The sequence below is a fragment of the Shinella sp. GW821-FHT11G07 genome (assembly GCF_058808115.1).
In genome coordinates this window covers 86,483-99,537 of the sequence record NZ_JBXARJ010000005.1, presented here as the reverse complement: position 1 = coordinate 99,537, position 13,055 = coordinate 86,483, and the positions used below count along the sequence as shown (strand labels likewise).

Below are 13,055 nucleotides of genomic sequence, written 5' to 3'. Positions count from 1 at the left end.
CAGGGCCGTCCGCAAGGCCGTCAGAACTGAGGAAGTTACACCATGAGCACCCCATCCATCGTCATCGCCAGCGCCGCCCGCACCGCGGTCGGGTCCTTCAACGGAGCCTTCGCCAATACGCCCGCCCATGAACTCGGGGCGACGGCGATTTCGGCGGTTCTGGAGCGCGCGGGCGTGGCAGCGGGCGAGGTGAACGAGGTGATCCTCGGCCAGGTGCTGCAGGCCGGCGAAGGCCAGAACCCGGCCCGCCAGGCCGCCATGAAGGCCGGTGTGCCGCAGGAAGCCACCGCCTGGACCATGAACCAGCTCTGCGGTTCGGGTCTTCGCGCCGTGGCACTCGGCATGCAGCAGATCGCGACGGGTGACGCGAACATCATCGTTGCCGGCGGCATGGAATCCATGTCCATGGCGCCGCATTGCGCGCATATGCGCGCCGGCGTGAAGATGGGCGACTTCAAGATGATCGACACGATGATCAAGGACGGCCTGACCGACGCCTTCTACGGCTACCATATGGGCATCACCGCGGAAAATGTCGCCAAGCAGTGGCAGCTTTCGCGCGACGAACAGGACGCCTTCGCCGTGTCTTCGCAGAACAAGGCCGAGGCCGCCCAGAAGGACGGCCGCTTCCGGGACGAGATCGTTCCCTTCATCGTCAAGACCCGCAAGGGCGACGTGTCGGTTGATGCCGACGAATACATCCGCCATGGCGCGACGCTCGATTCGATGGCCAAGCTTCGCCCGGCCTTCGACAAGGACGGCACGGTGACGGCGGCCAATGCCTCGGGCCTCAATGACGGTGCGGCCGCAGCCCTCCTGATGTCGGAAGCCGAAGCCTCGCGCCGCGGCATCCAGCCGCTCGCCCGCATCGTTTCCTGGGCGACCGCCGGCGTCGACCCGAAGATCATGGGCACCGGCCCGATCCCTGCATCGCGCAAGGCGCTCGAGCGCGCCGGCTGGAAGATCGGCGATCTCGACCTCGTGGAAGCCAACGAAGCCTTCGCGGCGCAGGCCTGTGCGGTCAACAAGGACCTTGGCTGGGATCCGTCGATCGTCAACGTCAACGGCGGCGCGATCGCCATCGGTCATCCGATCGGCGCCTCTGGCGCCCGTATCCTCAACACGCTCCTTTTCGAGATGAAGCGCCGCGGCGTCTCGAAGGGCCTCGCCACGCTTTGCATCGGCGGCGGCATGGGCGTGGCGATGTGCGTCGAGAGCCTGTAAGCATCGACTGACATTCTGCTTTGCCAGGACCTGCCGCCAGCGGGCGACAGGTCGACTCAAAAAACAGTTTCAGGGGAGTGAGCGACATGAGCAGGGTAGCATTGGTAACGGGTGGATCGCGGGGCATTGGTGCTGCCATTTCGGTGGCGCTGAAGGCCGCGGGATACAAGGTGGCTGCAAGCTATGCCGGCAATGACGATGCCGCCAATGCCTTCAAGGCCGAAACGGGCATCCCCGTCTACAAGTGGGACGTTTCGAGCTACGAGGCCTGCGTCGAGGGCATCGGCAGGGTGGAGGCCGATCTCGGCCCCGTCGACGTTCTCGTCAACAATGCGGGCATCACCAAGGACGCGATGTTCCACAAGATGACGCCCGACCAGTGGGGTGCGGTGATCAACACCAACCTGACGGGCCTGTTCAACATGACCCATCCGGTCTGGACCGGCATGCGCGACCGCAATTTCGGCCGCGTCATCAATATCTCCTCGATCAACGGCCAGAAGGGCCAGATGGGCCAGGCGAACTACTCCGCCGCCAAGGCCGGCGATCTCGGCTTCACCAAGGCGCTCGCCCAGGAGGGTGCCGCCAAGGGCATCACGGTCAACGCCATCTGCCCGGGTTACATCGGCACGGAAATGGTGCGCGCCATTCCGGAAAAGGTGCTGAACGAGCGGATCATCCCGCAGATCCCCGTCGGGCGCCTCGGCGAGCCGGAAGAAATCGCCCGCGTCGTCGTCTTCCTCGCGTCCGACGATGCCGGTTTCATCACCGGCTCGACCATTTCGGCGAATGGCGGGCAGTTCTTCGTCTGACGCCATTTTGAACAAAACGGAACACGGCGCCTTCGGGCGCCGTTTTCATGTGGTACAGTACGCAAGACGGAGAGGGCCATGAAACAGGAACGATTGAGCGAAGAGGCGATTGCCGAGGCACTGGCGGGACTGGACGGCTGGAGCCGTTCCGGCGACGGCATCGCCATCGAGAAGCGATTCAAATTCAAGACGTTTCGCGAGGCCTTCGGCTTCATGACCGAAGGGGCGCTTGCGGCGGAAAAATTCAACCACCATCCGGAATGGTTCAACGTCTACAATCGCGTCGATGTGCGGCTGACCAACCACGATGCGGGTGGGCTGACCGAGCTTGATGTCAAGCTGGCGACCGCCATGGACAAGGCGGCGGCACTGCGCACGAAGAGTTGAAGCTGCGTGAGCGCATTCCCATATGATCCTCGCCGGACGGTTTTGAACGTTACAGCGCGCCTTGCGCGCAGGCCGGCTTTGCCACCTGAAGGAGGCCCTGCATGGATGATGTGAAGATCGGCGAGATCCTTCTGCCGGGAGACGAGGACGAGCAGGACCGGCAGAAGAGCCGCGTGAAGAGGCGGTTCTGGCCGGTTCTGAAGCGCGCAATGCGGCAGGTTCCCTTCTCCCGCGATCTCGTTGCCGCCTACTATTGCGCGCTCGATTCCCGCACGCCGGCCCGGGTTCGCGGCATCCTTCTGGCGGCACTTGCCTATTTCGTGCTGCCGCTCGACGGCATTCCCGATTTCTTCGCGCTTGTCGGCTTTTCCGACGATATTGCCGTGCTGACGGCGGCCTTCGCGGCGATCCGCGGGCACATCCGCCCCGATCACTATGTGGCCGCAGACAAGGCCATGGCGGACGAGCCGGACATGCAGGCCACCGGTTAATCGGCGGTCCTGGACGGCATCTCCCGGTTGTTCGCGTAAACCGTGGTAGCGCCAGTCAAATTCTTGCCCTATTCCTTGTGCCATTAGGGGTTTCGACGGGTTTCTATCTCACCATATGGGGATCGGGGGCGCCCGCCTTTCTTGCGAAGGCAGCGGCGGGTTCTTGACGCAAACTGTCCCGGTGCAGTGCGGAAACTCCACGTAAAATGCGTGTCTGTTGACGGTTTGGTAACCTGAATTAAGTCAAAATGAACCAAATCGTCATCATGCATGGCTTAAACCGGCATCGGGGGCGCCGCCTTCGGTCGGTACACCACAGGCAAGACAACCGGCAGGAAAACATGTTCGTAAGAAAGCTCGCAACCGCACTCGCCCTTGTCGTCGCGACCGCAGGCGTTGCCTCGGCCCAGACGCCGACGCGCATTCAGCAGTTCAATGCCTGGGGCGCCTATTCCTATCAGGCGAACGGCGGCAAGGTCTGCTACGTGCTCTCCGTGCCGAAGGACAAGAACCCGCCCGGCGTCGACCACGGCGATGTGTTCTTCCTGGTCTCGCAGCGCCCCGGCCAGAACATCAGCTACGAGCCGCAGGCGATGATGGGTTATCCGCTTCAGGAAAACTCCAAGGTCAACGTCGTCATCGACGGCCGGAGCTTCGCGATGTTCACCAAGGGCAATTCGGCCTGGGTGGAGAATGCTGCCGAAGAGCCGGCGCTCGTCGCGGCCATGCGCAGCGGCAAGGACATGCAGGTGCAGGCGAAATCGCGCCGCGGCACGGGCACGTCCTATTCCTATTCGCTTTCCGGTATCTCGGCTGCGCTGAAGCAGATCGAAGGTTGCCGCTAACAGCCCTTGAATTTCGCAGTGGTTGCAGTGAAAGGCCGGCTTTACGCCGGCCTTTTCGTTTGGGGCGATTATTCCGCCGGTTTCGTCACAAGCTGCGCGTCGCGGCTGCAGATCGCGCGGTACCAGACGTAGGAGACGATGGCGATCAGGCCCATGGTCGGGATGATCGTTCCGAAGGCGAAGAGGGGCAGCCCGATGGCTGCGGCGGTGAGGCCGGCGATGAAGCCGGAGCCCATCTGGATGAAGCCCATGGCGGCAGACGCCGAGCCCGCAATGTGCGGGAAGGGTTCCATGGCGGCGGTCATCATGTAGGGCATAACGAAGGCGATGCCGAAGGCATAGATGCCCACCGGACCCATAACGCTGAGGAAGGTCGGCTCCAGCAGGTGCGAGGTGGTGGCGATCAGGATGCTGGCAATGCCGATGAAGCAGAGGCCGGGGAAGACGATGCGGGCCGGCGGCATTTTGCGCATCAGGAAGCGCACGACGACGGTTCCGGCAAAGAAGAACCCCGATTGCATGAGCATGCCGACGCCGAATTCTGTGGGCGTCAGGCCGACCTTGCCGATCAGCACGAAGGGCAGCATGGTCGCCTGGCCGTAAAGCGCGCCGACGGCGCCCGCCATGACAAGCGTGGCGGAGACGAAGCGGCTGCTGGTCGCGAGTTCGCGATAACCACGCAGGATCGGGCCGATATGGCCCTTGGCCGGGTCCGGTGTTGTCGTCTCGGCCATGCAGAAATAAACCGCGCCGCAGGCGGTCAGTGCAAAGCCGACCATCAGGAAGAAGATCGACTGCCAGCCGAACAGGCCGAGCGCGAAGCCGCCAAGCGTCGGCGAGACGGCCGGGCCGATGGCGAGCATCATGCCCACCATATTCATGATGCGGGCGGCCTCGGTGCCGGTGAACTGGTCGCGCACGATGGCGCGCGACACCGTCATGCCGACGGAGGCGCCGATGCCCTGAACGAGGCGGCCGGCCAGCAGCACTTCGACGCTCGGCGCGAAGGCGGCCATCAGGCTGCCGGCAAGGTAGACGCTCATGAAGATCAGCGTCGTCTTGCGTCGGCCAAGCACGTCCGACATGGTGCCGGACACCAGCTGCGACAGGGCGAAGCCGGCGAAGTAGAGCGACAGTGTCAGCTTGATCGCCGATTCCGTCGAGGCAAAGGCATGCACCAGTTCCGGCATGGCCGGTGTGTAGAGCGCCATGGAGACGGGGCCGAGCGCCACGAGGAAGGCGCTGATGATGCTGGTCCGGCGTTCGCTCATGCGTGGCGCCGTCATCGAATACCTTCCTTGACGAAGGCGAGTGCAGAACTGTCTTCCTCGAGTGCCACGAGATTGGCGCGCAGCTGCTTCAGCTGGCCGCGCATCACATCGATATCAGCCGTGCCGATGCCGCTCGTCACGTGCTGCATCAGCTCGATCTGCTCGTCGCGGATGCTGGCGATGAGGCCGCCGGCGGCCGGCGTCGTGAAGATCAGCTTGGCACGGCGATCGACCGGATCGGCGCGGCGCTCGATGAAGCCAAGGCTCTGGAGGCGGTCGAGATAGGTGGAAAGCGTCATCGGTTCGATGCCCATGCGCTGGGCAATGTCGAGCTGCCGGCTGCCTTCCAGCGTGGCGATGCGCACCAGCGTGCGGGCCTCGCCCGGTGTCAGGCCGAGACCGGCGGTGGCGATGCGGCGCTCGAAAGCGCTACGCAGCATGCGGGCAACGTCGATGAGGACGAAACCGAGGGCGTCGGGATCGGGGCGAGGGGACATGATCACTTTCTGGCTTATTATAAGTTCAACTTACTATACCGGGCCGAAATGAACAACGGCCAAGCCAGCGCTGCAACGCATGGCTGCCTTGCGAAACGACAAATGCACCCTTGACGAACGCCTTCGCAGGCGCTGGAATGCCCTGAGATTCCAGAGGATTCCCGATGACCGGTTCGATGCTATTCGGCGCCTTCATGGCTGCCCTGCTTTATGTGCTCATTCCCGGGCCGGCTTTCCTCGCCCTTCTCGGCATCGGTGCCGGGCAGGGGCGCAAGGCGGGCGCGCTGTTCATGGGCGGACATCTTGCCGGCGACCTGCTCTGGTCGAGCCTGGCGTTGGTGGCAATTGTCGGGGCCAAGACGATCGGCACCACGGTCTTCGACGTGCTCGGCCTGCTTTGTGGTTTCTATCTCGCCTGGATCGGCTGGTCGGCGCTCAGGGCAAAACCGCGCGCGGATGGCGGCGCGGTAATGACGGTCGACCGGCCGCTGCGCCGCGGGCTGATCTTCGGTCTCACCAACCCGAAGGGCTACCCGGTGGCGCTGGCGACCTTCACTGCCCTGCTTGCCGGTTCCTCGAACGCGCTTGATTTCGATGCGCTGCCGGCGCTGCTCGGTGTCTCGTTCTTCGGCTTCCTGATGGCGGATATCATCCTGGTCGCCATCATCGGCGCCGGCCTGGTGCGCCGCTTCTACCGGCGCCACGAACTGGCGATCGTGCGCCTGTCCGGCCTGCTCTTCATGGGTTTTGCCGTGCAGGCCGTCTGGCATGCGGCGCCCGGTCTCTTGGGCTGGCGCAAACCCTAGACAGCGACGGCGGGGAAGCGGATCGTCACGCGCAGGCCTTTGTCGTCCGCACCGCTCTCCAGCACCATCGTCGCATCGAACAGCGCGGCGATTTCCTCGACGATCGGCAGGCCCAGCCCCATGCCCGGCGCCGTGTTGTGGTCGCCGCGGGAAAACCGCTGGCGCACGAGGCTGCGGCGCTCCGGCGGGATGCCGGGGCCGTTGTCCTCGACGATGAGGAGCACGGCATCTGTCGCCTCGCGCACACGGACCGTCACTTCTGCGCCGTTGCCGGCATAGGCGATGGCGTTTTCCACGAGGTTGCGCAGAAGCTCACCGAACAGCAGCGGTTCAGCGCGGGCAAGTGCTGGGCCATCGCCTTCATAGCCGAGATCGATACCGGCTTCGGCGGCCGATGGCACGCGGTCAGCCGTGAGCTGCTGGGCGAGCGCGGCGATATCGATCGGGGCCGGTTTCTTCGGTTCGTTGGAGCCGGCGGCGTCGATCTTGGCCATCAGCAGAAGCTGAGCGAGGATGCGCTCGGCATGCGCCACGGCAGCATCCCCCTTGCGGGCGGCCTCCTGCGCTTCCTCCAGCGTGCCGGCGCGGCTGGCAAGCGCCAGCTGGGTGCGGATGATGGCGAGCGGCGTGCGCAGCTGGTGGCTGGCATTGCCGGAAAAGTGGCGTAGCGCATCGAGTGCCGACTGCAGGCGCACCATGAAGGAATTGACCGTTTCGACCACGCCCTGCACCTCGCTCGGCACACGCTGCTCGATCGGGTGCAGGTCGTTCGGGCTGCGTTCGGCGATGGCGTCGCTGAGCCGATAGAGCGGGCGCAGAGACACGGTGACGGCGATCCCGACGATGGTGGCGGCACCGGCGATCATCATGGCAAGGCGCAGCGCCGAGCGCAGCAGGATGGCCTGGGCCAATTGTCGGCGGGCTATGGTGGTTTCGGCGACGGTGACGGCGAAGGGCACGGAGTTGATGCCGGTCGAGGCCGAGCGTTGCAGCACCGCGATGCGGATCGGCTCGCCGCGGAAGGTCGCATCCTGGAAGCCGATCGGCTGGCCCTGCATGTCGTCGATGGTCGGCAGCGTCTGGTAGCCGGTGATGAACTGGCCCGGCGGGCCGTCGACCCGGTAGAACACGCGGTCCTGCGCGGCGGAAGTCAGCATTTCCAGCGCGACATAGGGGATGTCGACTTCCAGGCTGCCGTTTTCCGCGACCACGACACGTTCGGCAATGGCGAGCGCCGAGCCGGCGAGCACCCGGTCGGAGACGGCGTTCGCCGTCTTGACGGCTTCCCAGTAGGTGTCGACGAGAGCGACGATGCCGATCACCGCCGTCGAGACGAGCAGCCAGAGCAGCAGGCGCCGACGAAGCGAGGAGGCGGGGGAGAGGGTCAAGCGGCGGGCGCCTTGTCGAGATAGTAGCCGATGCCGCGCGCGGTGCGCACGGTCAGGCCGTGCGGGGCCAGCCGTTTGCGGAGCCGGCTGACATATTGTTCGATGGCATTGGCGGAGAGATCGTCGTCGAAAGCGGCGAGCGACTGCATGATCGCCTCCTTGGCGACGACTTTTCCGGCGCGCATGAAGAGGATTTCGAGCAGGCCGACTTCTCGGGCCGGAATGTCGAGCGGCGCACCCTCGGCCGAGAAGGTGCGCGAATTGAGATCGAGCGCGACGCCGCCGAAGGTGATGGCCGAGGAGCGCAGACCCGCCTGGCGGCGCAGCAGCATGCGCACGCGCGCCTCGAATTCAGAAATGTCGAAGGGTTTGATCATGTAGTCGTCGGCGCCGAGATCGAGGCCGCGCACCCGCTCCTCCGGGGCACCGCGCGCCGTCAGGATCAGCACGGAGGCCTTGTCCTTGCGGGCGCGCATGGCGCGCAGCACATCGAGGCCGTCCATTTCCGGCAAGGTCAGGTCAAGAATGACGAGGTCGAAATTTTCCGACGCGATGGCGGCATCGGCAGACGCGCCGTCACGCACCACGTCCACGGCATGGCCGGTGCCCTTGAGGATGGCGGACAGGCCGTCCGCCAGGGCATCATTGTCTTCGACCAGTAGAATGCGCACGTCGTTTCGTCCTCCTTGCGGAACTCTAACGGTGGCGCGTGCACTTGTGAACGGCCTCGCGCTTTGGCAAGGTCGCGCCATGCGTCTTGTCCTCATCCTTCTTGCCCTCATTGCGGTGCCGCTTCCGGCTTTTGCGGAGCCGACCTTCTTTCCGGCGCGCGACGGCAATGCGGAGGCGCCGGTGCTGGTCGTCTATTCCTCGCTCGACGAGCCGCTCGCCCGGCCGATGATCAGGGGCTTCCAGGAGGCCAATCCCGATGTCGCTGTGCGCTATGACGAGATGCTGACCGGGGAAGTGCACGACCGCATCGTGCGCGAGACGGATGCCGGCGAGAAGACCGCGGATTTTGCCTTCTCTTCGGCGATGGACCTGCAGGTCAAGCTCAGCAATGACGGTTATGCCCAGCGCAGCGACCTGCCGATGAGCGAGCGCTGGCCGCAATGGGCGAACTGGCGCAACACGGCCTATGCGCTGACCTTCGAGCCGGCCGTCTTCGTCTATCACAAGCCGAGCTTCAAGGACGAGAAGCCGCCCGCCTCGCGCGCCGAGTTCGTCGAGTACCTGAAACGGCAGGGCGAGAAGGTCTACGGCCGCATCGGCACCTATGACATCGAGCGTTCGGGCGTCGGTTTTCTCTTCATGGCGCGCGACCAGGAGCAGTTCGGCGATATCTGGACGGTGATCCAGGCGATGGGCGCGGCGGGCGTCAAACTCTATTCGACGAGTTCGGCGATCCTCGAGCGGGTCGCCGACGGGCGCTTCGTGCTTGGCTACAACATCCTCGGCTCCTATGCGGCGGACTGGGCCTCGCGCCATCCGGATGTCGGCATCGTCCTGCCGAAGGACTATACCGTCGTCATGTCGCGTATCGGCCTCGTGCCGCAGGCGGCCGCCTCCCCGGAACTCGGGCGGCGTTACCTCGCCTTCTTCATGTCGAAGGAGGGCCAGACCATCATGGCGCGCGAATTGCAGATCGCCGCCGTCAGCCCGGAGGTCTCGGGTTCGAACACGGCGCGCACCATGAGCGCGCTGCTCGGCGCGCAGCTGAAGCCGGTGCCGGTGAGCCCGGGCCTCATGGTCTATCTCGACCAGGTGAAGCGCGCGCGGCTGATTGCACGCTGGAACGAGGTTCTGCGCACGCAATAGCGCGGTCATGCTCGACCAGCGAATAGAGAGCCTGTCCATGTCAGGTAGATGTCAGCTTCTTGTGTTGGTTTAGGGGTCTTCAACGTCCGTGGAGGCGGACGGAAGACCGGGAGGAGACTTCAGCCAAAATTGCGCCCGCGAACCGACGTTCGCGTTGCTGTGGCCGATCCGTTCCTCCCTCCATAATCAACGATGCGCGAAACAAGCCGCGCCTGACGGAGGACACACTCTTGAAACATTTCTTCCTGGCATCCCTGATTGCCGGCGCCATGGCGCTTCCGGCCTTTGCCGCCGATTATTCGATCATCGCACCGGCAGGCCCGGGCGGCGGCTGGGACCAGACGGCCCGCTCGCTGCAGACGGTTCTGCAGGATGAGAAGATTTCCGGCAGCGTCCAGGTGGTGAACGTTCCGGGCGCCGGCGGCACGATCGGCCTTGCCCAGTTCGCCAGCCAGAATTCCGGCAATCCGAACGCGCTCATCGTCGGCGGCTACGTCATGGTCGGCGCAATCCTCACCAACCAGTCGCCGGTGACCCTCAAGGACGTCACGCCGATCGCCCGCCTGACCGGCGAGTACGAAGCGATCGTCGTTCCGGCCGCGTCGCCGATCCAGAACATGGACGATCTCGTCAAGGCGCTGAAGGCCGATCCGGGTGCCGTTTCCTGGGCTGGCGGTTCGGCCGGCGGCACGGACCACATCGCAGTCGGCCTGATCGCCAAGGCAGCCGGCGTCGACCCGACCAAGATCAATTACATCGCCTATTCCGGCGGTGGCGAAGCGCTTGCCGCGATCCTCGGCAACCAGGTGACGGCCGGCATTTCCGGCTACGGCGAGTTCGAAGCCCAGGTCAAGGCCGGCACGCTGCGCCTGATCGCCATCTCGAGCGCCGAGCGTGTCGAAGGCATCGATGCCCCGACCATCAAGGAAGGCGGCCTCGACGTCGTCGTTGAAAACTGGCGCATGGTGGCCGCAGCCCCCGGCCTTTCGGCCGAGCAGGTGGCCGCGGTCAATGCCGATATCGAGAAGGTTGTGAACTCCGACGCCTGGAAGGGCATCCTGAAGACCAAGGGCTGGCAGAACACCTATCTCGCCGGTGACGCCTTCAACGCCCAGCTCGACAAGGACATTGCTTCGACCGCAAGCATCCTCAAGGACATCGGGCTCGTCAAATGAGCGAGGTCCAGTCCTCCAACGAAAAGCGCCGCCCTGACAGGGCGGCGCTGGTCATCGCACCGGTTCTCTTCATCATCGCTGCCGTGATCTGGTGGGATGCCGGCCGCCTTGCGGAGATGAGCAACTATTCGCGCATCGGCCCCGCCACCGTGCCACATGTCGTCGCCATCGGCCTGGCGCTGCTCGCCATCTGGACGGCCTTTGAAGCCTGGCGCGGCGATTTTCCCGAGCGCGAGCCGATCGAGGTCCAGCCGGTGATCTTCATCGTCGCGGGCCTTGCTGGGCAGATGCTCCTGCTCAAGACCGCGGGCTTCTCCATTGCGACGGGCGTGCTCTTCGCGCTGACGGCCTTCGGTTTCGGCCGGCGCAAGCTGTGGATCTCGTTGCCGATCGGCATCGCGTTCAGCTTCGTCGTCTTCATCATCTTCGGCCGCTTCCTGCAGCTCTCGCTGCCTGCCGGGCCGCTCGAGCACCTGTTCTTCTGAGGGCCTGACAATGGGTACTTTCGAATTCCTGCTGCAGGGCATCGCCATCGCCGCGCAGCCGATGAACCTGCTCTATGCGCTGATCGGCGTCACGCTTGGCACCGCCGTCGGCGTTCTGCCCGGCATCGGCCCGGCACTGACGGTCGCGCTGCTTCTGCCCGTCACCTACAAGCTTGATCCGGCCGGATCGCTGATCATGTTTGCCGGCATCTATTACGGCGGCATGTATGGCGGTTCGACGACGTCGATCCTGCTCAACACGCCGGGCGAAAGCGCCTCGGTGGTCACCGCGCTCGAAGGCAACAAGATGGCCCGCGCCGGCCGTGGTGGACCGGCCCTTGCGACGGCCGCGATCGGCTCCTTCGTCGCCGGCCTGATCGCGACACTCGGCCTCGCCTTCATCGCACCCTTCGTCGTGAAATTCGCGCTCTCCTTCGGCCCGCGCGAATATTTCGCGCTGATGGTGCTCGCCTTCGTGACCGTTTCGGCCGCGTTCGGCGATTCGACGCTGCGCGGCCTTACCGCCCTCTTCGTCGGCCTCGCACTTGCCGTCATCGGCATCGACCAGCAGACCGGCCAGGCGCGGCTTTCCTTCGGTATTCCCGATCTCCTCGACGGCATCGAGGTGACGACGCTTGCCGTTGCCATGTTCGCCATCGGCGAGACGCTCTACGTCGCCTGTCAGGGCTCCCGCATCCCCGAGAAGGTGGAGGCGGTCAAGGGTTCGGTCTGGATGAGCAAGCAGGACTGGGCGCGCTCGTGGAAACCGTGGCTGCGCGGCACGTTCATCGGCTTCCCGATCGGCGCCATGCCGGCCGGCGGCGCGGATATTGCAAGCTTCCTGTCCTATTCGACGGAAAAGCAGTTCTCCAAGCACAAGGACGAGTTCGGCAAGGGCGCCATCGAGGGCGTTGCGGGTCCGGAAGCTGCGAACAACGCATCCGCTGCCGGCACGCTCGTGCCGCTGCTCTCGCTCGGCCTGCCGACGACGGCGACGGCGGCGATCATGCTTGCCGGCTTCCAGCAATACGGGCTCCAGCCCGGTCCGCTGCTGTTTGCCACCAATCCGCAGCTCGTCTGGGGCCTCATCGCCAGCCTGCTGATCGCCAACTTCATGCTGCTGGTGCTGAACCTGCCGCTGATCGGCCTCTGGGTGAAGCTTCTGACGATCCCCAAGCCCTGGCTCTATGCCGGCATCCTGCTGTTTGCGACGCTCGGCACGATCGGCGCCAATCCGTCGGTGTTCGAGCTTGGCATGCTGCTCACCTTCGGCCTGCTCGGCTTTGCCATGCGCCTCTTCGGCTATCCGATCGCGCCTGTCGTCGTCGGCCTCATCCTCGGGCCGATGGCGGAACAGCAGCTGCGCCGCGCGCTGGCGATCAGCCAGGGCGATGTGACCTCGCTGTTTATGTCGCCGATCGCTGCCGTGCTCTTCGTGCTGGCCGTGCTCGCCGTCGTCGTGCCGCTCATCCTGCGGGCACGCGGCAAGGGTGAAGTTCTCTCGCAGTTTGCAGCGAACGAAGACTAGATCTCGGTTCCTCCCGCGATCGAAAGCAGTGCAGGCCGGAAACCCCCGTTTCCGGCCTGCATTCGTTGCATGGCTGGGCTGACAAACCGTCAGTTGTTCTTTCGGGCCGCAAGCATCATCTTCTGCTCGTAAGCTAAAACAGAAAGCGAGCAATCAAATGACCACCCTCCGCAACTCCTTCGCCCAGGGCTTCTTCGGCCGGGCCTTCGCCGTACTGAGCGCTGCCAATGCAGCCGCCGCGGCTGTCGAAGGGCACCGCCGCCCGAAGGAACGCGACCTGAAGACGCTCGGCATCAACCCTGCCGACTTCCCGCGCGTCTAACGCGAA

At 64.7% G+C, this 13,055-nt stretch carries 15 protein-coding genes; 11 read left to right on the top strand and 4 right to left on the bottom strand.

All coding sequences use genetic code 11. From position 1 onward, the window contains the following. Positions 1-42: 42 nt before the first annotated feature. The 5 genes from AC1RT2_RS11550 (at position 43) to AC1RT2_RS11530 (ending at position 3,759) form a co-directional block, all read left to right on the top strand. Entirely contained in the window at positions 43-1,224 is a 1,182-nt protein-coding gene (locus AC1RT2_RS11550) for an acetyl-CoA C-acetyltransferase (protein WP_493101980.1), read from the top strand. Positions 1,225-1,310: 86 nt separating this feature from the next. After that, a complete protein-coding gene (locus AC1RT2_RS11545) occupies positions 1,311-2,036 on the top strand; it encodes a beta-ketoacyl-ACP reductase (protein WP_493101978.1) in 726 nt (241 codons plus the stop codon). A gap of 78 nt (positions 2,037-2,114) precedes the next feature. After that, positions 2,115-2,423, top strand: a complete 309-nt coding sequence (locus tag AC1RT2_RS11540) for a 4a-hydroxytetrahydrobiopterin dehydratase (protein ID WP_493101976.1) — start codon at positions 2,115-2,117, stop codon at positions 2,421-2,423. Positions 2,424-2,524: 101 nt separating this feature from the next. Beyond that, entirely contained in the window at positions 2,525-2,914 is a 390-nt protein-coding gene (locus tag AC1RT2_RS11535) for a YkvA family protein (RefSeq protein WP_493101974.1), read from the top strand. A 341-nt stretch (positions 2,915-3,255) separates the two neighbouring features. Next, complete coding sequence (locus AC1RT2_RS11530; RefSeq protein WP_069060729.1) at positions 3,256-3,759, top strand: invasion associated locus B family protein; 504 nt, start codon at positions 3,256-3,258, stop codon at positions 3,757-3,759. A gap of 68 nt (positions 3,760-3,827) precedes the next feature. Here the strand turns inward: AC1RT2_RS11530 and AC1RT2_RS11525 are convergent, their stop codons facing one another. Both AC1RT2_RS11525 and AC1RT2_RS11520 read right to left on the bottom strand, forming a co-directional pair. After that, the gene (locus AC1RT2_RS11525) at positions 3,828-5,045 is read right to left on the bottom strand and encodes a multidrug effflux MFS transporter (protein WP_493101972.1); all 1,218 of its coding nucleotides are present in this window, start codon (positions 5,043-5,045) and stop codon (positions 3,828-3,830) included. Next, a complete protein-coding gene (locus AC1RT2_RS11520; RefSeq protein WP_444799411.1) occupies positions 5,042-5,527 on the bottom strand; it encodes a MarR family winged helix-turn-helix transcriptional regulator in 486 nt (161 codons plus the stop codon). The genes AC1RT2_RS11525 and AC1RT2_RS11520 overlap by 4 nt, the downstream gene beginning before the upstream one ends. A gap of 164 nt (positions 5,528-5,691) precedes the next feature. Here AC1RT2_RS11520 and AC1RT2_RS11515 point away from each other — a divergent pair, with 164 nt between their 5' ends. Continuing rightward, the gene (locus AC1RT2_RS11515; RefSeq protein WP_069060732.1) at positions 5,692-6,333 is read left to right on the top strand and encodes a LysE family translocator; all 642 of its coding nucleotides are present in this window, start codon (positions 5,692-5,694) and stop codon (positions 6,331-6,333) included. On the opposite strand, the gene AC1RT2_RS11510 is transcribed toward AC1RT2_RS11515, so the two are convergent. Both AC1RT2_RS11510 and AC1RT2_RS11505 read right to left on the bottom strand, forming a co-directional pair. Next, complete coding sequence (locus tag AC1RT2_RS11510) at positions 6,330-7,721, bottom strand: sensor histidine kinase (RefSeq protein ID WP_493101969.1); 1,392 nt, start codon at positions 7,719-7,721, stop codon at positions 6,330-6,332. The genes AC1RT2_RS11515 and AC1RT2_RS11510 overlap by 4 nt on opposite strands. After that, the gene (locus tag AC1RT2_RS11505) at positions 7,718-8,392 is read right to left on the bottom strand and encodes a response regulator (RefSeq protein WP_069060734.1); all 675 of its coding nucleotides are present in this window, start codon (positions 8,390-8,392) and stop codon (positions 7,718-7,720) included. Before AC1RT2_RS11505 ends, AC1RT2_RS11510 begins: the two co-directional genes overlap by 4 nt. A 79-nt stretch (positions 8,393-8,471) precedes the next feature. Here AC1RT2_RS11505 and AC1RT2_RS11500 point away from each other — a divergent pair, with 79 nt between their 5' ends. The 5 genes from AC1RT2_RS11500 to AC1RT2_RS11480 all read left to right on the top strand — a co-directional run bounded on the left by AC1RT2_RS11500 (position 8,472) and on the right by AC1RT2_RS11480 (position 13,049). Next, positions 8,472-9,539 (top strand): ABC transporter substrate-binding protein, encoded by a 1,068-nt coding sequence (locus tag AC1RT2_RS11500; RefSeq protein ID WP_493102356.1) that lies wholly within the window; start codon positions 8,472-8,474, stop codon positions 9,537-9,539. A gap of 230 nt (positions 9,540-9,769) precedes the next feature. Then, the gene (locus tag AC1RT2_RS11495; RefSeq protein WP_069060735.1) at positions 9,770-10,714 is read left to right on the top strand and encodes a Bug family tripartite tricarboxylate transporter substrate binding protein; all 945 of its coding nucleotides are present in this window, start codon (positions 9,770-9,772) and stop codon (positions 10,712-10,714) included. Beyond that, positions 10,711-11,199: a tripartite tricarboxylate transporter TctB family protein gene (locus AC1RT2_RS11490; protein WP_493101966.1), complete on the top strand. Its 489-nt coding sequence runs from the start codon at positions 10,711-10,713 to the stop codon at positions 11,197-11,199. Before AC1RT2_RS11495 ends, AC1RT2_RS11490 begins: the two co-directional genes overlap by 4 nt. A 10-nt stretch (positions 11,200-11,209) precedes the next feature. Continuing rightward, positions 11,210-12,727: a tripartite tricarboxylate transporter permease gene (locus AC1RT2_RS11485; RefSeq protein WP_257950505.1), complete on the top strand. Its 1,518-nt coding sequence runs from the start codon at positions 11,210-11,212 to the stop codon at positions 12,725-12,727. A gap of 157 nt (positions 12,728-12,884) precedes the next feature. Next, the gene (locus tag AC1RT2_RS11480; protein ID WP_171902425.1) at positions 12,885-13,049 is read left to right on the top strand and encodes a hypothetical protein; all 165 of its coding nucleotides are present in this window, start codon (positions 12,885-12,887) and stop codon (positions 13,047-13,049) included. Positions 13,050-13,055: the final 6 nt, after the last annotated feature.

Coding starts and splice junctions, on each gene's coding strand:
- AC1RT2_RS11550 (WP_493101980.1), top strand. CDS start 43: ATGAGCACCCCATCCATCGTCATCGCCAGCGCCGCCCGCACCGCGGTC.
- AC1RT2_RS11545 (WP_493101978.1), top strand. CDS start 1,311: ATGAGCAGGGTAGCATTGGTAACGGGTGGATCGCGGGGCATTGGTGCT.
- AC1RT2_RS11540 (WP_493101976.1), top strand. CDS start 2,115: ATGAAACAGGAACGATTGAGCGAAGAGGCGATTGCCGAGGCACTGGCG.
- AC1RT2_RS11535 (WP_493101974.1), top strand. CDS start 2,525: ATGGATGATGTGAAGATCGGCGAGATCCTTCTGCCGGGAGACGAGGAC.
- AC1RT2_RS11530 (WP_069060729.1), top strand. CDS start 3,256: ATGTTCGTAAGAAAGCTCGCAACCGCACTCGCCCTTGTCGTCGCGACC.
- AC1RT2_RS11525 (WP_493101972.1), bottom strand. CDS start 5,045: ATGACGGCGCCACGCATGAGCGAACGCCGGACCAGCATCATCAGCGCC.
- AC1RT2_RS11520 (WP_444799411.1), bottom strand. CDS start 5,527: ATGTCCCCTCGCCCCGATCCCGACGCCCTCGGTTTCGTCCTCATCGAC.
- AC1RT2_RS11515 (WP_069060732.1), top strand. CDS start 5,692: ATGACCGGTTCGATGCTATTCGGCGCCTTCATGGCTGCCCTGCTTTAT.
- AC1RT2_RS11500 (WP_493102356.1), top strand. CDS start 8,472: ATGCGTCTTGTCCTCATCCTTCTTGCCCTCATTGCGGTGCCGCTTCCG.
- AC1RT2_RS11490 (WP_493101966.1), top strand. CDS start 10,711: ATGAGCGAGGTCCAGTCCTCCAACGAAAAGCGCCGCCCTGACAGGGCG.
- AC1RT2_RS11485 (WP_257950505.1), top strand. CDS start 11,210: ATGGGTACTTTCGAATTCCTGCTGCAGGGCATCGCCATCGCCGCGCAG.
- AC1RT2_RS11480 (WP_171902425.1), top strand. CDS start 12,885: ATGACCACCCTCCGCAACTCCTTCGCCCAGGGCTTCTTCGGCCGGGCC.